Source organism: Thalassospira sp. ER-Se-21-Dark, assembly GCF_017922435.1.
GTDB lineage: Bacteria > Pseudomonadota > Alphaproteobacteria > Rhodospirillales > Thalassospiraceae > Thalassospira.
On sequence record NZ_VDEZ01000001.1, the window covers coordinates 1,302,534 to 1,320,613 of the forward strand.

The window sequence follows — 18,080 nt, forward strand, 5'->3', positions numbered from 1 at the left end:
TACCGCGCGTAAAATCAGAAGTTCTGAATTTAAGATTAGGAAAACTATCGATATGGCGCTGCGCCCGACCACTCCGCCACTGAACGCCTTGCGCGCCTTTGAAGCCGCCGCCCGGCTTGGCAGCTTTGCCCGCGCGGCAGAGGAGCTTTCGGTGACATCGGGCGCCATCAGCCAGCAGGTCGCCAATCTTGAAGCCAGCCTTGGCATGACTTTGTTCGAGCGTAATGGCCCGAAATTGACCTTGCGCGAGGCCGGTCGGGCCTATTTGCCCAGTTTGCGCCGGGCGCTCGACGAGATCGAGGCCGCCACCCTTGATCTGGTCACCCATGGCGCGGGGGAGCGGAAACTGGTTATCGGTGCGTTACACACCCTGGCCAGCAGCTGGTTAATTCCTAGATTAAATCGATTCCAAAACGAACATCCGGATATCCGCCCGGTGATCGAGACCCTGGCGCTTAATTTCGCCACCCCGGAACGCAGCCCAGACCTTGGTGCACGCCAGATGGATGTCGGGCTTTATTTCGGCGATGGTCGCTGGCCCGAGATGATCTGCGACAAGCTTTTTGATGAAATTCAAGTGGTTGTCGCCAAACCCGGATATGTTGCTTCAGGTGCCATGACGGACGAAAACAGCCCCAGGGACCTGGCAGATCTGCTCGGGCACTACCCGCGACTGGTCCACACCACCCGGCCCAAGGCATGGCATGACTGGGCGCAGGCCAATGGCGTTGCCATTACAGGTGCGCCCGGACCGGCGTTTGAACACTTCTTCATGCTGATCGAGGCCGCCAAGGCAGGCATGGGAATCGCACTGTTGCCAAGGGTTTTGATCGAAGGACCACTGGCCGAGGGCAGCCTTGAAATCGTCAGTGATGCGTGGCTGAAATCCAGCGGCGCATATTATCTGATCACGCCGGAAAGCCGTCAGGACGTGCCGGAAGTCCGCGCCTTTCGTGACTGGGTGCTTGGTTTGGCAAGTCAACCCGGTTTTTCAGAATAAATCGGCAAGTATTTGAAATTATGGACGGGTTTCTCGTCTCTCGGGATGCTAGGCGCGGCGATAGATGCTGTGCAGCAGGTGATCCTTCTTCGGACCTGTGATTTTTATTTTTGTTTCGAAATGATTGGGCCCGTTCCAGATCATGCAATGGTGATAAAAGTCCTCCCCGCAGGGGTGAATGTCCCGCGCACAAACCTCCTCTTCACCCTCTTCGCCAAATTGCAGCAGCACATAGCGATTGCCGAAACTCAAAGGGTCGCGAAACAGAAGCTCGATCGCGCCCAAGTCCTTGTGCAGGACAAAATCATACTCCCGATAACCATCAAACCGCTTGCCATCCGGGCGGGTCAGAAAACCCTCTTCGCGATAGCGCAGCACATTGGGTTGGGCCGGATCGGCGGCATGAAACGTGACATCGCCGGTAAATTGCCCGGCTTCGCCCAAATCGCGCACAAGCGTCCAGTTGCCCGCAAGGGCATGGAAAATCTCGGATGCATCGGGAATTTTCGGTGCCATGGATGTTTTCAGGTCCACGTTAGGACAAAAAAGGCAGGGCGCGGAGTGCGGGGCCCTGCCTTTTTAACGGGTTTTCAGTCGCTTAGGCTCCCGGCAGCATCCGCGGCAGTTTCTCACCGCCAAGGATATGCACATGCAGGTGCGGGACGTCCTGGCGGCCGTGTTCGCGGGTATTGGCGATCAGGCGGTAGCCGTCCTCAACCACGCCAGCTTGCTTGGAGATTTTACCGATTGCGCGGGTATAGGCGACGATTTCGGCATCTGAGGCATTGAGTGCGAAGTCGTCATAGCTGGTGTAAGCGCCCTTGGGGATGACCAGCACATGGGTCGGGGCCTGCGGCGCGATATCGTTAAACGCCAGCACATGGTCATCTTCATAGACCTTGGTGCACGGGATTTCGCCGCGCAGGATTTTGGCAAAGATGTTTTCCGGATCGTAGGGCTGAACGGCCATGGTGATGCTCCTGATACCTTGTCGGGACATTGCCCGGATAGTTGAGGCTTTATGCCTTAATCTTTGCTGCGCGACGCCTTTTCGGCAATACCTGAAATGCCCTGACGCTCGGCCAGGATCTTCCAGACATCATCAGGCTTCACCCCCTGATCGGCCCAAAGCACGGTTAGGTGATACAGCAGGTCGGCACTTTCGGAGGCGACCTTTTCCGGGGTTTCGGCCAGAGCCGCAATCACGGTTTCAACGCCTTCTTCGCCGACTTTCTGGGCGATTTTGGCGGTACCCTTGGCAAGCAGCTTGGCAGTATAGCTGGTTTCCGGGTTCGCACCCTTGCGGGCAGCCACGGTCGCGTAAAGCGCATCAAGGATGTGTTGGCTTTTGTCCGTATCGGGCATGATTTCAATCCTCGCGCACCGGAATACCGGCAGCTTTCATGTGGTCCTTGACCTCGCGAATGCGATAGGTGCCGAAATGGAAGATCGAGGCGGCCAGAACCGCTGATGCATGGGCGTCACGCACGCCTTCGACCATATGGTCGAGCGTGCCAACACCACCGGAGGCAATGACGGGCACATGGACGGCATCGGCAATGGTACGGGTCAGCGGGATGTTAAAGCCCGACTGGGTGCCATCGCGATCCATCGAAGTGACAAGAAGTTCGCCTGCACCGTATTCGACCATTTGTTTCGCAAACGCAACGGCGTCAATCCCGGTCGGTTCACGCCCGCCATGGGTAAAGATTTCAAACTTGTCCGGGCCGGTGGATTTGGCGTCGATCGAGACCACAATGCATTGTGATCCGAACTTGCGTGCGGCTTCGCGGACGAAATCGGGGTTTTTGACGGCGGCAGTATTGATCGAAACCTTGTCCGCACCGGCCAGAAGCAGCTTTCGGATATCTTCAAGGGTACGAACGCCGCCGCCGACGGTGACCGGCATGAAGCAGGCCTCGGCCGTTCGGGCGACCACATCAAAGATGGTATCGCGGTTATCACTTGATGCCGTGATATCAAGGAAGCAGAGCTCGTCCGCACCCTCTGCATCGTAGATGCGCGCCTGTTCGACCGGATCACCGGCATCGACCAGATCAACGAAATTGACCCCTTTGACGACGCGGCCGTCCTTGACGTCAAGACAGGGAATGACACGGGTTTTCAGCATGGTCTGTTTCCTGTTGGGTCGGTTACGAAAGGGCCGCGATGGCCTCTGCCAGATCGATGCGGCCATCATAAAGCGCACGACCGGAAATCGCGCCATCAATGCCGGCATCTGTGTGTTTCATGACCGCGATCAGATCATCAAGCGATGAAACCCCGCCTGAGACGATCACAGGCGTCGAGATTTCCGATGCCAGGGCCACGGTGGACTCAATATTCGGACCACCCATCGCGCCATCCCGGTCGATGTCGGTAAAGATGATGGCAGCCACACCGCAATCTTCAAATTTCTTGGCGAGCTCAAGGGCGGTGACCTCGGACGTTTCCGCCCAGCCTTCAACCGCGACATAGCCATCGCGCGCATCAATGCCGACGGCAACCCGGCCCGGCCATTTGGCACAGGCTTCCTTAACAAACTCCGGGTTGCGAAGTGCGACGGTGCCAAGGATCACGCGCGTGACGCCTTTATTGAGCCAATAATCAACCGTTTCCATGGTGCGAATGCCGCCACCAAGCTGCGTCTGGGCCTTGCCCGACACGGCGGCAAGGATGGAGTCCACAGCCGCACCATTGACCGGTTCACCGGCAAAGGCGCCGTTCAAATCAACGATATGAACCCAATGGCAGCCAGCGGCGACAAATTCACCGGCCTGTGCGCCCGGGTCATCGTTAAACACGGTTGCCTTGTCCATGTCGCCGCGCAGCAGGCGGACACATGCGCCATCTTTCAGGTCAATTGCGGGATAAAGGTTCACTGATCGGTGTCCTGTATTTTCTTGGTGTAGTAATAGCCTTCGACCATCTTGCCATCGACCATCGCGTAGTAGGGATTGATGCCCCAACGGACATAGCCAAGCCCGTTATACAGTGCGATGGCAGCTTCCTGGGTTTCGCGAAGGTCGAGTTTCAAAACGCTGTAGCCCGCTTCACGGGCGAAATATTCAATCGAGCGTACAATCGCCTTGCCGTTGCCGCGCCCGCGCGCCCAGGGGGCGACGAAATGGCCGGAAATCTGGGCGGAATGACGCTGTGCTTCAAGGTTGGCAGGTGTTTCGATCAACTGGGCGGCACCGGAAATGATGCCATCGACGCGCGACACAAACAGATGGCGACCGGGCATCAACAACACACCGCGCCAGTATTTTTCCATGTCCGGGCGGTCCGGCGGCGTGAGCCAGCCAAAGCCGCCCCCTTCGACAATCGCCTGCGTACAGGCATCGACGATATCGGAAATGTCGCCCGCGGTCAGTTCGGTCACGCGTTCGGCAATGACGCCCGGCTGAATGGTATCAGATGGTGCGATCATGGCTTCCACCCCAGGAAGTTCCCGATGATGGTAAGCCCGGTTTTCTGGCTTTTTTCCGGGTGGAACTGGGTACCAATCATGTTGTCGCGCCCGATCATCGCCGTGATGTTCCCGCCATAGGAAACCGATGCCAGTCGCTGATCCGGTTTGGTGACATGCATGTGATAGCTGTGCACGAAATAGGCGTGATCGCCATCCGAAATGCCTTTAAGGACCGGGTGCGCCTTGCCCGCCGGATCAAGCACCAGCTCGTTCCAGCCCATATGCGGGATCTTAAGGCTCGGGTCGCTGGGCTCGATGGCCACGACTTCGCCAGAAATCCAGTCAAGGCCGTCCGTGACGACAAATTCGCGGCCGACGGTCGACATCAACTGCATGCCGACACAGATGCCAAAGAACGGCTTGCCGCCGTTAATCACCTGTTCGGTAAGGACATCAACCATGCCGGTGACGGCATCAAGACCGGCACGGCAATCGGCATAGGCGCCAACGCCCGGAAGCACGATATGGCTGGCGTTGCGGACCTTTTCCGGGTCATCGGTGACAATGATCTCGTCAGAAAAGCCGGTTTCACGTGCAGCACGCTCGAACGCCTTGGCACACGAACGCAAATTGCCGGAACCGTAATCAATAATCGCAACACTCATGGGTAGGATGGGCTCCCGGTTGAGGGGGTGGAGGTAAGGGCAGCTGCGGAGTGTGGGACGCGCAGCCGGGAATTCTTCGAACGCTCGAAGCAGCGATGTTCGGCGTCAGTCTCATCATGGCCGGCGACGATATCGACCATCTTCCAGCCCTTTGCGGCCAGTTTGCGCCGACGCAGGTCATTGGCAATCAGGCCAAAGCCGATGCCGGTCACAAGGGCGAGCGCAAAGTCCATTTCAGGCCCGCCGTTAAACAGCTCGACGGCAAAGGTGCAGAGAAATGAAACCGCGACAAGGCCGAAAAAGCCCAGCCAAAGCCGATGATACAACGCCCAAAGGCCCGAGAGCAGAAAGGCCCAGAAATTGAAGCCTTCGCGGATCAGGATGGCGTTTTCCATCGGGTCGGCATTGCCGGGATGGGTATGGACTGTGTAAACCTTCATCGAAAACCGGTTCTCTGGACCGGTGGCAGAGTTTTGTCTGCTGTGCCACCGGTGTATTTTCGATCAGATCGAACTGACCTGCTTACAAGGAGCCGCCAAGCGTGCCCTTGGTCGAGGGGATGGCATCGGACTTGCGCGGATCAATTTCGATAGCAACGCGCAGGGACCGTGCAAGCGCCTTAAAGGCACTTTCGATGATATGGTGATTGTTCTCACCATACAGGTTCTCGACATGCAGCGTGATGCCGGCCGCCTGGGCAAAGCCCTGGAACCATTCACGGAACAGCTCGGTATCCATATCGCCCAGCTTGTCGCGGGTAAATTCGACATTCCAGATCAGATAGGGACGGCTTGAAATATCAAGTGCGACACGGGTCAGCGCCTCGTCCATCGGCAGCAGGCAACTGCCATAACGCGTGATGCCCTTCTTGTCGCCAAGCGCCTTGGCAAAGGCCTCGCCGATTGCGATGCCGCTATCTTCGGTGGTGTGGTGGAAATCAATATGCAGGTCGCCCTTGGCCCGGACTTTAAGGTCCATCAGGCTGTGACGCGAAAGCTGTTCGAGCATGTGATCAAGGAACCCGACCCCGGTCTCGACGTCATAAACGCCGGTCCCGTCAAGGTTCAGTTCAACCATGATCTGGGTTTCGTTTGTGTTACGCTCAACGCGGGCCTTGCGCATGCAAAGCTCCTTTCCTGCAGATATTGATGCATATGACGGGTCGTATGTAGCAATAAAGCTGTGGAAAAGCCAGTTTTAGCTGGCTACGTATTGGCCGCAAAATCACATGAATTCATGCATCCGGTCGCCAAACCGTTTTCTACCCGCCGTCACAGGCTGTTTTGGCCTTAGACAAAGTCGAATTTGTCGACGTCAAACAGGCCGCGATCGGTCATTTTCAGGTGCGGAATCACCGGCAGGGCCAGGAAGGCGACCTGAAGGAATGGTTCGGGCAAAACGCAACCCAGATCCTTGGCTGCCTTGCGCAGATCAATCAGGTGCTCCTCGACGGTTTCGAACGGCTCTAGGCTCATAAGCCCCGCAACCGGCAGGGCCAGTTCGGCGGTGACCTTGCCGCCATCGGCCACCGCAAAGCCGCCGCCCATTTCAATCAGACGATTTACCGCTGCTGCCATGTCGGCGTCGCTTGCACCGACCACGGTGATGTTGTGGCTGTCATGCCCGACGGAGGATGCAATTGCCCCGCGTTTCAGGCCAAAGCCGCGCACGAAGCTGCGTCCGATATTGCCATTGATGCCGTGGCGCTCGACCACTGCGACCTTGATCACGTCATTATCAAGATCGGGTTTCAGGCCATTATCGCCGATTTCAAGCGTTGCTTCGTCGCGGAAGGTCAGGATAAGGCCCGGCTTGACCTTGATCACCGGGGTCTGGTTCTGACCCGGTTTGGGATCGCAGGCAAAGGCCTCTGCCGTGACCGGGGTGGCCTTCATCGAGCTTAGACCAACCGGATCGATGGTTTTGCGTTTGGCAAACAGATCCTTGGTGACAAGGCGACCACCAGCGATGACATCGGTGACGTTGCAGGCTTCCAGATCATCAAGAATGGCGATATCGGCCCGCCAGCCCGGCCCGATCAAACCACGATCACGCAGGCCGAAAATGCGGGCCGCGGAATGAGATGCTGCGCGATAGGCATGATGGATCGGGCAATTACGTGCCTTCAAATGACCAATTAATCGCGAAACAAGACTATCAAGATGACCTTCTTCGCCGATATCAAGCGGGTTGCGGTCATCGGTGCACAAGGCCACGAAGCTTGAGCTGTTTTCATCGAGAATTTCGGCCAGTGCTTCCAGATCCTTGGAAACCGATCCTTCGCGGATCAGGATCGCCATGCCCTTGGCGAGTTTTTCGCGGGCTTCCTCGGCCGAGGTGGCTTCGTGATCGGTGCGGATGCCAGCGGCCATATAACCATTCAGGTCCGACCCGCGCACCAGCGGTGCATGCCCATCGATATGGCCATCCTGAAACGCTTCAAGCTTGGCCATGATGCCCGGATCAAGGTTGAGCACGCCGGGATAGTTCATCATTTCCGCCAGACCGACGACCTTTTCATGGGATCGGAACGGCAAAAGGTCTTCGATTTCAAGCCGCGCACCGGCAGTCTCGAACGCCGTGGCCGGTACGCAGGAGGACAGATTAACCCGCACATCCATCACGGTCTGTTCCGCGCAATCAAGGAAGTATTTGATGCCCTCAGACCCCAGTACATTGGCGATTTCGTGCGGGTCACACAGCACCGTGGTGACACCATGGGGCAGTACACAACGATCAAATTCCAGCGGGGTGACGAGCGAGCTTTCAATGTGCAGGTGGGTATCGATAAAGCCCGGCACTGCGAACTTGCCGGTGCCATCAATCTCGGTCTCGCCAGCGTAGTTGTCATGGGTGCCGACAATCCGGTCGCCGACGATGGCGATATCGGTTTGGGTGACCCGGCCGGTGATGACGTCAAGCAAGCCGATATTTTTCAGGACCAGATCAGCCTTGATTTTGCCCTGACCGGCAAGGATGCATTTGCCAAGATGGGTTTGGGTAAGATCGCTGCTCATGGGCTCTGATCCTGTCTTCTTGAAATTCTTTTACCATCCCCAAGGGTAAAGCATGTGGCCCTTGAACGCTTTGAAATTTTTATGGATTGGCGGATTGAAACTGTGTTTGCGTTTTGGTGAAAGCGCCAGCTGACCCTTGGCCCTTGACCGGGGCGTCTGCCGTGCTAACTCTTGGGCGAAGCAATCGATGAGATTCAAGGATAATTCATGAGCGAACAACAAAGCTGGCATGGCACGACAATTCTGTCCGTGCGCAAGGGCAATGAAGTCGTGGTGGCCGGTGATGGTCAGGTCTCGCTTGGTCCGACCGTGATCAAGGGAAATGCGCGCAAGGTGCGCCGGATCGGCCAGAAGGGCGAGATCATGGTGGGCTTTGCCGGGGCAACGGCGGATGCCTTTACCCTGCTGGAACGGCTTGAAGCCAAGCTTGATCGTCATCCGGGCCAGACGATGCGCGCCTGTGTCGAATTGGCGAAGGACTGGCGGACAGATCGTTACCTTCGCAAGCTCGAGGCCATGATGGCGGTGGCCGATAAGGACGTGTCGCTGGTTCTGACCGGCCAGGGCGATGTTCTTGAACCCGAAGATGGCATCATTGCCATTGGCTCGGGTGGTAACTATGCACTTGCTGCGGCACGGGCCCTGCTTGATCAGGACCTCAGTGCCGAGGAAATTGCCCGCAAGGCCATGGCGATTGCCGGTGAGATTTGCGTCTACACCAATGGCAATGTCTTGCTTGAGAAAATCGATATCGAGGATGCGAAATAACGGTGCCAGCAAACGTCGCCTTTCGGGCTGCAAATAACGAAGACCTGCGCTTCCGGTGCTCACGCACATCAAAGTGCGCTGCGCTCCGGTTCTCGGGCTCCGTCATTTTCGCCACGAAAATCGACGTTTAAATTGAATGGGCCGCTTCTGCATTCGTCGCAAAAAGATACGGAATAAATCATGACCCAACATTACAGCCCGCGCGAAATTGTTTCCGAACTGGACCGTCACATCATCGGTCAGAAGGATGCCAAGCGCGCGGTCGCCATTGCGCTGCGCAACCGCTGGCGCCGTCAGCAGCTTGACGAAACGATGCGCAATGAGGTGCTTCCGAAAAACATCCTGATGATCGGCCCGACCGGTGTCGGTAAAACCGAAATCGCGCGTCGCCTTGCCAAACTGGCCGAGGCCCCGTTCATCAAGATCGAAGCAACCAAATTCACCGAAGTCGGTTATGTCGGGCGCGATGTCGAACAGATCGTGCGTGATTTGGTGGAAGTTTCGATCGACCTGACCCGCGAAAGCATGCGCAAGAAAGTCCGCGCCAAGGCAGAAATGCAGGCCGAGGAACGCATTCTGGATGGTCTGGTCGGTGAAAATGCATCCTCCGACACCCGCCAGAAGTTCCGCAAGATGCTGCGCGAAGGCGAGCTTCAGCACAAAGAAATCGAGATCAACGTGCAGGAAAGCAGTGCGGCCTCAATGCCGACCATTGATATCCCGGGCATGCCCGGGGCACAGATGGGGATGCTGAACCTGAACGATATGTTCGGCAAGGCGTTTGGTGGCAATACCAAGCCCAAGCGCATGACGGTCGAAGAAGCCTTTGAGCGCCTGATCGATGAAGAAGGCGACAAGCTTCTTGATAATGACAAGGTCACCGCCGAGGCGATTGAAAATGTCGAACAGAACGGCATCGTGTTCCTGGATGAAATTGACAAGATCACCGCGCGGTCCGAACGTGGTGGCGACGTATCGCGCGAAGGTGTTCAGCGCGATCTGTTGCCGCTGATCGAAGGGACCAACGTTTCAACCAAGCATGGCACGGTCAAAACCGACCATATCCTGTTCATCTGTTCCGGCGCATTCCACCTTGCAAAGCCGTCCGACCTTTTGCCGGAATTGCAGGGGCGCCTGCCGATCCGCGTTGAGCTTAAGGCGCTGACGGAGGGTGACTTCCGCCGCATCCTGATGGAGCCGGAAGCATCCCTGATCAAACAGTATATTGCGCTTATGAAGACCGAGGACGTGACACTCGACTTCACCGAAGATGCGGTCGATGAAATTGCCCGTATTTCGGCCAATGTGAACGAATCGGTCGAAAATATCGGGGCGCGTCGCCTGCATACGGTGCTCGAAAAGTTGCTCGATGATATCAGCTTTACCGCCACCGACCGTGGTGGTGAGACGTTCAAGGTCGATGCCAATTATGTCCGCGAACAGGTCGAAGACCTGGCCAAGGATACCGACCTTTCGAAATTTATTCTGTAATCGAAACGTTCAATCGGACCAGATATGCAAAAGGCCAGCACGATGTTGCTGGCCTTTTTGTTTTTGCGTGTCTTCCAGACGCTTAGGCGGAATGCAATTTCCGGACATTGTCGCCGGTTTTGGCCGGGAGATAGACCGTAAAGACCGAGCCGACACCCTGTTCACTTTCGATCTGCATGGTGCCGCGGTGGCGTTGCACCAGATGTTTGACGATGGCAAGGCCAAGTCCGGTGCCGCCAACCGCGCGGGAGCGTGCAGTATCAACGCGATAGAAACGTTCCGTCAGGCGCGGCAGGTGTTCACGGGCGATGCCATCGGAATGATCGCGGATGGCAACGGCCATGATGCGGTCATGACGGAAACGCGCCAGTGCACCCGGCGGGGTTTTGGCCAGACTGATCGAAACTTCGACATCGGTATTGGCGTGGCCGTATTTGATGGCGTTTTCGACCAGATTGACAAAGACCTGGGTCAGTTCCTTTTCCTCGCCAACCATTTCGGTGTCATCAAGCGTGCTGGTGACACGGATGTTCATGCCCTTTGCTTCGGCCTTCAGGGCGAGGCTTTTGGCGACCTTGCCAATGATCTTGCCGACATCGCAGTCTTCGGACGGCGGGGTATGTTCATTAAGCTCGATGCGGGCAAGCGACAGAAGGTCTTCGATCAGATGCTGCATACGCTGGGCCTGATCGCGCATCACCGGCAGGAACTGGTTGAGCGCATCGGGATCGTCCTTGGCGGGGCCTTCAAGTGTTTCGATAAAGCCCAGCAGCACCGAAAGCGGGGTACGCAGTTCGTGCCCGGCATCGGTCGCGAAGTCAGCGCGCATCTGTTCGAGTTTGCGAAGCTCGGTCAGATCGGAGAATGTCAGAACGAAGTTCCGGTCGCCCGCAGCAGCAGGCAGGCGCGCGGTCAGGACGTCAAAGTGACGGTGTGCATCAGCCGCCAGCACGAATTCAGCATGCTTCATGGTTTCGCGCGCGCTTGCGACGTCATCAAAGGCATCCAGCAGGATCGGGTCGCGGATAAAACGCGTCAGATCACGGCCAGTTTCAAGGTTGTGAAACAGGCCCTTGGCCGCTCGGTTAAACCCGGTGACCACGCGATGGCGATTGACCATCACCACCGGGTTTGGCAGGTGATCAAGGATTTCGGCATCGGTGCTGGTTTGCGCTTCAAGCAGCGCGATCCGATCACGAAATGCTGCGGCAATCTGGGTATAGAGCGATGATAGCTCGGACGCGGCGGCAAAGCTGATATGTTGCGGCGGGGTGCCTTTATAGCGGTCGCGCAGATCGGTCGCATAGCGTGCCACCCGGCGCAGATCACCAAAATAGATGCGCAAAATCGCCGCAGCCCCGAGCCAGGCGGCGGTCGCAGACAGGATCGCTGTGCCCCAGCCAAGCTGCTCCATCGCCGCAAGGACGCCAAAGACAACACCTGCCGGAAAGGCAACGGCCAAAGCCGTAAGTATCAATTGGCGGAAACCCAATTAACGCTCCTGTTTAAACGGGGTGACGGCGGTTTACCACGCGTGTGATCAAAAGTGGACCTAAAATGGTTATGGGCCAGTAAAGATCAAATAAAACTTTGATGACAGTTTTCTAAGCACTGAAGTGATTGAAAATATCTGTCGGGTACGTGGTGATGCCGTCCTCTGCCCAACGCCTTTGGGCAAGATGCTCATGTGGGAAGCGTATCGGTTTGCGCCAACTGGCGGGCGGGTGTTTTAACGCCCGCCGGTCAGGTTCATGCTTGGTGTGATCAGAAGCCTGATCAGATGATTTCAGCACCCTGATCGAAGCTCAGACGTGGCTGGCGTTCAAACAGCTTGCTGCCATCGCCATAGCCGATATTGAGCAGGAAATTGCTTTTATACGGGGTGCCAGCAAAGAATTCGGCATCGACCTTGGCGTTATCAAAGCCCGACATCCCGCCACAATCGAGGCCAACAGCCCGAAGGGCGAGGATGAAATAGCCTGCCTGCAGCGTGCCATTGCGAAATGCGGTGGTTTTGATGACCTCTTCCTTGCCGGCAAACCACGACCGGGCATCAGTATGCGGGAACAGGTCGGGCAGCTTTTCGTAAAATTCTATGTCATGGGCGATGATCGCGGTCACCGGTGCCGTCATGGTTTTTTCGATATTGCCCTCTGCCAGGCAGGGTTTAAGGCGTGCACGGGCCTCGTCGGTGGTGACAAAGGTAATGCGCATCGGTTCGCAATTGGCACTTGTCGGTCCCAGTACGGTCAGGTCCCAGGCCTTTTTGAGAAGTGCCGGGTCAACCGGTTTGTCGTGCCAGACATTGTGGGTGCGGCCATTGTGAAAAAGAAGGTCAAGTCCATCAGAATTAAGCATGCATCCTCGTCAATCAGAAGTGGGTGCCAAAAGTTCGATATGGTTACCATTAGATTTGTAATGTGGCGGAGAATTGGCAAGAGCTGATATGAACTGTGGAAAAACAATCGGTTCACTGGTATTTTCGAAGTCAAAATGATCCTGCAAAACGCATTGCGTGGGGCAGGAGCCGGGTTTTCTACTGGGGGGAGATCCGAGGGCGCGAATGAGTTGCGCCCCAGCGTGGGTGGATCGCAAGATACTGGAAACAGATATGGCAGTTGAGACCAAAGGGCACAGCGCAATTTCGGCAGTGATGCCGGTGAAACCGCCGCGCAGGATGCACGGCCTTATTGTTGGTGTCTCCTTCGCGGTTGGGCTTACTTTTGGTGCTACGGCGGGCTTTGCCCAGATCGCGTCGGATAGCGCACCTGCAACCGATGAAACGGTTGAGGCGACGACGGCGGCGCCTGCGGTAACGGGTGCGGATGGTGCCGAAACCCCGGAAACACCAGAAGTCCCGACGACCGAGGCAACAGCACAGGACGCGACCCAGTCCGATGCGCCGCAAAATGCGGATCAGGAAATGGTTACGCCAAGCGGAGACGCGACGTCGGCCGTGGTGTTTATGTATCATCGCTTTGGCGAGGGCGAATATCCTTCGACCAACATCACGATGGAACAGTTCGACCAGCACGTCAAAGAACTGACCAGTGGCCCCTATACCGTGATGGGCGTTCCGCAGATCGTGAGCGCGCTTGCCGATGGCAAGGGGCTTCCGGATCGCACCATCGGCATTACGGTCGATGATGCCTATCGGTCAGTTTACGAGGAGGCCTGGCCGGTATTTCGCGAACACAACCTGCCCTTCACCGTGTTTGTTTCCACCGAACAACTTGATTCGGGCTATGCCAACTACATGACCTGGGACATGGTGCGCGAATTGTCCAAGGCGGGTGTAACGATTGGTGGTCACAGCCAGAATCACGCCCATTTGCCTGATTTCGAAATTGATCGCGTCAAGGCAGAGCTTGCCAATTCTGCCGCCCGGTTTGAGGAAGAACTCGGCTATGTGCCGGAAATCTTTGCTTATCCCTATGGGGAGGCCAATGACGCGGTGATCGCCGCGGTCAAGGAAGCCGGTTATCGTGCGGCATTTGGCCAGCAAAGCGGTGCGATGCATACCGAATCCGATTTCATGTATCTGCCACGCTATGCCCTGAACGAACATTATGGCGCGATGGATCGGTTTAATCTGGCGGCGAATTCGCTACCGCTTGTGGTCAGCGACATCACACCGGCTGATTACACCCTGACCCGCAATCCGCCGGCCTTTGGCTTTACGCTGGCAGAACCGGCCCCGTCGATGAACTGTTACCCGTCCGAAGGGGAGCCGACCATGTCGCGCCTTGGCGAAGAGCGGGTTGAAATCCGCCTCGATGGTCCGGTTTCAAGCGGGCGCTGGCGGATCAATTGCACCGCCATGGGGCCAGATTCACGCTGGCGCTGGTTCGGGATGCTTTATACCGTTCCATAAGCACCGGCTTGATGGCGCAAAACCCGATATTCAGCGTCGGGATCGGAAATCCAAATAAAATCAACGCCATGTCCAGATATCGGGCATGGCGTTTTTCAAACAATCGTGCCGCTTTCATCCTGTTCTTGATTGGGTTCTTGCGCGCGATTAGGGGACAATGTAGGTTAACCACACTTCTTAACCGTAATTAATTGGTAATCACAGTGCCAAGTGACTTAAATCGAAAGAGTGTCCTTCTGATCATCTCGGGCGGCATTGCCGCCTATAAGGTGCTTGAAGTGATCCGTCGGTTGCGTGATCGCGGGATCCATATCCGCGCCATCCTGACCAAGGGCGGGGCCGAGTTCGTGACACCGCTTTCGGTTGCGGCACTGACCGAAAACAAGGTCTATCAGGATCTGTTTTCCCTGACCGATGAAGCGGAAATGGGTCATATCCGCCTGTCGCGTGAGGCGGATCTTGTTCTGGTCGCCCCGGCAAGTGCCGATATTCTGGCCAAGATGGCGACCGGACAGGCCGGTGATCTGGCGACAACTGCGTTACTTGCGACCAACAAGCCGGTAATGATTGCCCCCGCGATGAATGTCGAGATGTGGAACCATCCGGCAACGCAAGCCAATATCGCCACCCTTGAAGGCCGCGGCGTATTGCGCGTCGGCCCGTCATCTGGTGACTTGGCGTGTGGTGAATTTGGATCGGGCCGTTTGGCCGAACCGGCCGAGATCATCGCAAGTGTTGTTGATTTCCTTGATGCACAAGACGCGCCCAAACCCCTTGCCGGTAAAAAGGCGGTGGTCACCAGCGGCCCGACCCACGAGCCGATTGATCCGGTGCGTTACATCGCCAACCGGTCTTCGGGCAAGCAGGGTCATGCGATTGCCGAGGCGCTGGCACAGGCCGGTGCAGATGTGACGCTGGTGACGGGTCCGGTGACCCTGCCCGACCCGGTTGGGGTCAAGGTCGTGCGCATCGAAACCGCACGCGAGATGCTGGGTGCCGTACAGGCCGCCCTTCCCGCTGATATTGCCGTTTGTGCCGCGGCGGTGGCCGATTGGCGCACGGCTGATGAAGCCGGTCAAAAGCTTAAGAAAGATGGATCGGGGGTGATCCCGAACCTGAAGCTTTCGGAAAATCCGGACATTCTGGCGACCATCAGCAAGGCCGGAGCTACGCGGCCGGGTCTTGTGATTGGATTTGCCGCCGAAACCGAAAATGTCACCGCCCATGCACGCGCCAAACGCTTGCGCAAGGGGTGCGACTGGATTTTGGCCAATGATGTGGCGCCTTCGACCGGGACCTTTGGCGGTGATGATAACGAGATTTGCCTGATTTCAGGCGAAGACGAAACCAGTGATGAACGGTGGGAACGCCAAAGCAAGACCGGGGTTGCCCGTGCATTGAGCGCGCGCATTATCAAACATTTTTCCTGACGGGCGTATCCCGGAAGGCAGACAGAACGATTAGACCGGCAGATGATCCTGCCGGGACAAGACAAGGATAGACGATGTCGCTTTTAAGCGTTGATTTAAAACAGCTTCCGCATGGGGCGGATTTGCCGTTACCGGAATACGCAACCGCGCAGTCAGCCGCGGTTGATTTGCAGGCCGCGATTGACGGGACGCTGGTTCTGGCACCGGGCAAACGTGCCATGGTCGAAACCGGTATCGCCATCGCCCTGCCCGCCAGGTTTGAGGCACAGGTGCGTCCGCGGTCAGGCCTGGCGGCGAAAAACGGGGTCACGGTCCTTAACAGCCCCGGCACGATTGATGCCGATTATCGCGGCGAGATCAAAGTCATCCTGATCAATCATGGTGACGAGGCCTTTGAAATCGAGCGCGGCATGCGCATTGCCCAGCTGGTTGTCGCACCGGTGACGCAAGTGCAGTGGAACGCCGTAGAAGACTTGAATGAAACCGCGCGCGGTGCGGGTGGTTTCGGTTCGACCGGAACAGCCAGCCCGGCCCGTTAGGACAGGGAAAGCATGCTGGTCGATCCGGTTTGACGCTATCTGGTTATGCCGTCTGGGGGGATGGCTGAACCGCAAGGGGAGTTGAGTGAAAAGATGCTGAAGCTTTCTAAGAAGATGCTGTTTGCGATCGAGGCGGTCGTGGACATTGCCTATAACGCGGCGGGTGAGCCGGTTCAGAGCCGGGATATCACCGCGCGTCAGGGCATTCCGAAACGTTACCTTGAACAGACGTTGCAACAGTTGGTGCGTGCCGACATTCTGGTCGGCGTGCGTGGCCCACGCGGGGGATATCGGCTGGCGCGTGAACGCCGTCGCATCACGCTTGCCGATATCGTGTCGGTGATCCGGTCGATGGAAACATCCGATGACCCGATCGAGGATCCGGCAGGATCGCCACTGGGCAAGGAAGTCGTCCGTCCGCTGTGGCGGGAATTGCAGGACGAAATGATGAAGCAGCTTGAAAAAATCACGGTCGAAGACCTGTGCAACCGGGCACGTGATGCGGGCCTGCGCAGCGGGATTGAAGAGTCCCCGGATTTCATCATTTGATCTTATCGGGGTGTAGCGGTTTGGTGTATCGTCATTGCACAAGAAACTGCTGCTATTGAAGGTAAAACTACAAGTTTATGGAACGTTGCCCGGCACAGGATCTGTAAAAAATCTTTCAATCCGTTTGACCCGGATAAATAGCGAGATAAATACAGATCAAAGATGTGCTTGATGGCAAAAATACAGAAACGTGCGAGGAAAACATGACTGAGTTTCGCGGCAAGATTTACGACAGCATCATCGACACCATTGGCGCAACCCCGCTGGTGCGCCTTTCGCGACTGGCAGAGGCCGAAGGTGTCAAAGCCGATCTGATCGGCAAGCTTGAATTCTTTAACCCGCTGGCCTCGGTCAAGGACCGTATTGGTTTGGCGATGATCGAAAATGCCGAGAAATCGGGCAAGATCAAGCCGGGTGCGACCCTGGTGGAGCCGACGTCTGGCAATACCGGTATTGCACTGGCCTTTGTTGCCGCAGCGAAGGGTTACAAGCTGATCCTGACCATGCCCGAAAGCATGTCGCTGGAGCGTCGTAAAATGCTGATGCTTCTGGGCGCGCAGATTGATCTGACCCCGGCGGCCAAGGGCATGAAGGGCGCGGTTGCCCGTGCCGAGGAACTGGTTTCGGAAATTGACGGTGCCGTCATGCTTCAGCAGTTTGACAACCCGGCCAACCCGGAAATCCACCGCAACACCACGGCCGAGGAAATCATCAAGGATACTGCCGGCAAGGTAGATATCTTTGTTGCCGGTGTTGGGACTGGCGGGACCCTGACCAGGGTGGGTGAAGTGCTTAAAAAGCATAACCCGAACATCCAGATCGTTGCCGTCGAACCCGAAGACAGCCCGGTCATTTCCGGTGGTGCGCCCGGCCCGCATAAAATTCAGGGCATTGGTGCGGGCTTCATTCCGGGCAACCTCAATATCGATGTCATCGACAAGGTCATGACCATCGGCAACGAGACCGCCTTTGCCACCGCCCGCAAGCTTGCCAGCATCGAAGGCCTTCCAACCGGCATTTCGTCCGGTGCAGCGGTTGCGGCCGGGATCGAGCTTGGCCAGCTGCCGGAAAACGAAGGCAAGCGCATTGTTGTGATCATACCGAGCTTTGCCGAACGGTATCTTTCGACCCCGTTGTTCGAAGGACTGCAATAAGCAGCCTGAAAGACCAAAGATTTCAAAGGGTCCGGCACGATGTGCCGGGCCTTTTTCATTGGTGGAATGCGGGGCTCTGGCTTGGTTGATTGAGCAAGCAAGGCATTTCGTTTCGATATAAATATGAAATCTTTGCTTGAGGCCACTGTTCCATGGGCTATATGCAAAAGCCTAACGG

20 protein-coding genes are annotated in these 18,080 nt (G+C 56.7%); 8 read left to right on the forward strand and 12 right to left on the reverse strand.

All coding sequences use genetic code 11. The features are described from left to right. Positions 1-52: 52 nt before the first annotated feature. A complete protein-coding gene (locus tag FHI25_RS05985) occupies positions 53-1,000 on the forward strand; it encodes a LysR substrate-binding domain-containing protein (RefSeq protein WP_210515965.1) in 948 nt (315 codons plus the stop codon). A 48-nt stretch (positions 1,001-1,048) separates the two neighbouring features. On the opposite strand, the gene FHI25_RS05990 is transcribed toward FHI25_RS05985, so the two are convergent. From FHI25_RS05990 to ade, 10 genes are all read right to left on the reverse strand, one after another. Continuing rightward, on the reverse strand, positions 1,049-1,516 hold the full coding sequence (locus tag FHI25_RS05990) for a DUF6314 family protein (RefSeq protein ID WP_246878911.1): 468 nt from the start codon (positions 1,514-1,516) through the stop codon (positions 1,049-1,051). Between the two features lie 82 nt (positions 1,517-1,598). Continuing rightward, positions 1,599-1,970 carry a histidine triad nucleotide-binding protein gene (locus FHI25_RS05995; protein ID WP_210515967.1) on the reverse strand — a complete coding sequence of 124 codons (372 nt, stop codon included), beginning with the start codon at positions 1,968-1,970 and terminating at the stop codon, positions 1,599-1,601. Between the two features lie 56 nt (positions 1,971-2,026). Then, entirely contained in the window at positions 2,027-2,365 is a 339-nt protein-coding gene (locus FHI25_RS06000) for a phosphoribosyl-ATP diphosphatase (RefSeq protein ID WP_210515969.1), read from the reverse strand. Between the two features lie 4 nt (positions 2,366-2,369). Then, positions 2,370-3,131 carry an imidazole glycerol phosphate synthase subunit HisF gene (hisF, locus tag FHI25_RS06005; RefSeq protein WP_210515971.1) on the reverse strand — a complete coding sequence of 254 codons (762 nt, stop codon included), beginning with the start codon at positions 3,129-3,131 and terminating at the stop codon, positions 2,370-2,372. Between the two features lie 22 nt (positions 3,132-3,153). Beyond that, a complete protein-coding gene (gene hisA / locus FHI25_RS06010) occupies positions 3,154-3,882 on the reverse strand; it encodes a 1-(5-phosphoribosyl)-5-[(5-phosphoribosylamino)methylideneamino]imidazole-4-carboxamide isomerase (protein ID WP_210515973.1) in 729 nt (242 codons plus the stop codon). Then, positions 3,879-4,433 carry a GNAT family N-acetyltransferase gene (locus tag FHI25_RS06015; RefSeq protein ID WP_040822270.1) on the reverse strand — a complete coding sequence of 185 codons (555 nt, stop codon included), beginning with the start codon at positions 4,431-4,433 and terminating at the stop codon, positions 3,879-3,881. Before FHI25_RS06015 ends, hisA begins: the two co-directional genes overlap by 4 nt. Beyond that, complete coding sequence (hisH, locus tag FHI25_RS06020) at positions 4,430-5,080, reverse strand: imidazole glycerol phosphate synthase subunit HisH (protein ID WP_210515975.1); 651 nt, start codon at positions 5,078-5,080, stop codon at positions 4,430-4,432. The genes FHI25_RS06015 and hisH overlap by 4 nt, the downstream gene beginning before the upstream one ends. After that, positions 5,077-5,520 carry a DUF2628 domain-containing protein gene (locus FHI25_RS06025; protein ID WP_210515977.1) on the reverse strand — a complete coding sequence of 148 codons (444 nt, stop codon included), beginning with the start codon at positions 5,518-5,520 and terminating at the stop codon, positions 5,077-5,079. Before FHI25_RS06025 ends, hisH begins: the two co-directional genes overlap by 4 nt. An 82-nt stretch (positions 5,521-5,602) precedes the next feature. After that, on the reverse strand, positions 5,603-6,202 hold the full coding sequence (gene hisB, locus FHI25_RS06030; RefSeq protein ID WP_008888824.1) for an imidazoleglycerol-phosphate dehydratase HisB: 600 nt from the start codon (positions 6,200-6,202) through the stop codon (positions 5,603-5,605). 167 nt (positions 6,203-6,369) lie between these two features. Continuing rightward, positions 6,370-8,097: an adenine deaminase gene (ade, locus tag FHI25_RS06035; RefSeq protein WP_210515979.1), complete on the reverse strand. Its 1,728-nt coding sequence runs from the start codon at positions 8,095-8,097 to the stop codon at positions 6,370-6,372. A 207-nt stretch (positions 8,098-8,304) separates the two neighbouring features. On the opposite strand from ade, the gene hslV reads away from it, so the two are divergent. Continuing rightward, the gene (gene hslV, locus FHI25_RS06040; protein WP_064780260.1) at positions 8,305-8,865 is read left to right on the forward strand and encodes an ATP-dependent protease subunit HslV; all 561 of its coding nucleotides are present in this window, start codon (positions 8,305-8,307) and stop codon (positions 8,863-8,865) included. A gap of 180 nt (positions 8,866-9,045) precedes the next feature. Further along, positions 9,046-10,356, forward strand: a complete 1,311-nt coding sequence (hslU, locus tag FHI25_RS06045) for an ATP-dependent protease ATPase subunit HslU (RefSeq protein ID WP_063086156.1) — start codon at positions 9,046-9,048, stop codon at positions 10,354-10,356. An 82-nt stretch (positions 10,357-10,438) separates the two neighbouring features. On the opposite strand, the gene FHI25_RS06050 is transcribed toward hslU, so the two are convergent. After that, entirely contained in the window at positions 10,439-11,848 is a 1,410-nt protein-coding gene (locus FHI25_RS06050; protein ID WP_210515981.1) for an ATP-binding protein, read from the reverse strand. A 284-nt stretch (positions 11,849-12,132) separates the two neighbouring features. Next, the gene (locus tag FHI25_RS06055; RefSeq protein ID WP_210515990.1) at positions 12,133-12,714 is read right to left on the reverse strand and encodes a malonic semialdehyde reductase; all 582 of its coding nucleotides are present in this window, start codon (positions 12,712-12,714) and stop codon (positions 12,133-12,135) included. A gap of 253 nt (positions 12,715-12,967) precedes the next feature. Here FHI25_RS06055 and FHI25_RS06060 point away from each other — a divergent pair, with 253 nt between their 5' ends. The 5 genes from FHI25_RS06060 (at position 12,968) to cysK (ending at position 17,902) form a co-directional block, all read left to right on the forward strand. Then, the gene (locus tag FHI25_RS06060) at positions 12,968-14,230 is read left to right on the forward strand and encodes a polysaccharide deacetylase family protein (protein ID WP_210515992.1); all 1,263 of its coding nucleotides are present in this window, start codon (positions 12,968-12,970) and stop codon (positions 14,228-14,230) included. A 203-nt stretch (positions 14,231-14,433) separates the two neighbouring features. After that, entirely contained in the window at positions 14,434-15,660 is a 1,227-nt protein-coding gene (gene coaBC / locus FHI25_RS06065; protein ID WP_210515994.1) for a bifunctional phosphopantothenoylcysteine decarboxylase/phosphopantothenate--cysteine ligase CoaBC, read from the forward strand. Between the two features lie 74 nt (positions 15,661-15,734). Then, the gene (gene dut, locus FHI25_RS06070; protein WP_210515996.1) at positions 15,735-16,199 is read left to right on the forward strand and encodes a dUTP diphosphatase; all 465 of its coding nucleotides are present in this window, start codon (positions 15,735-15,737) and stop codon (positions 16,197-16,199) included. Positions 16,200-16,292: 93 nt separating this feature from the next. Next, entirely contained in the window at positions 16,293-16,748 is a 456-nt protein-coding gene (locus tag FHI25_RS06075) for an Rrf2 family transcriptional regulator (RefSeq protein WP_008888834.1), read from the forward strand. A 203-nt stretch (positions 16,749-16,951) separates the two neighbouring features. Beyond that, entirely contained in the window at positions 16,952-17,902 is a 951-nt protein-coding gene (gene cysK / locus FHI25_RS06080) for a cysteine synthase A (protein ID WP_210515998.1), read from the forward strand. The last annotated feature ends 178 nt before the right edge of the window (positions 17,903-18,080 follow it).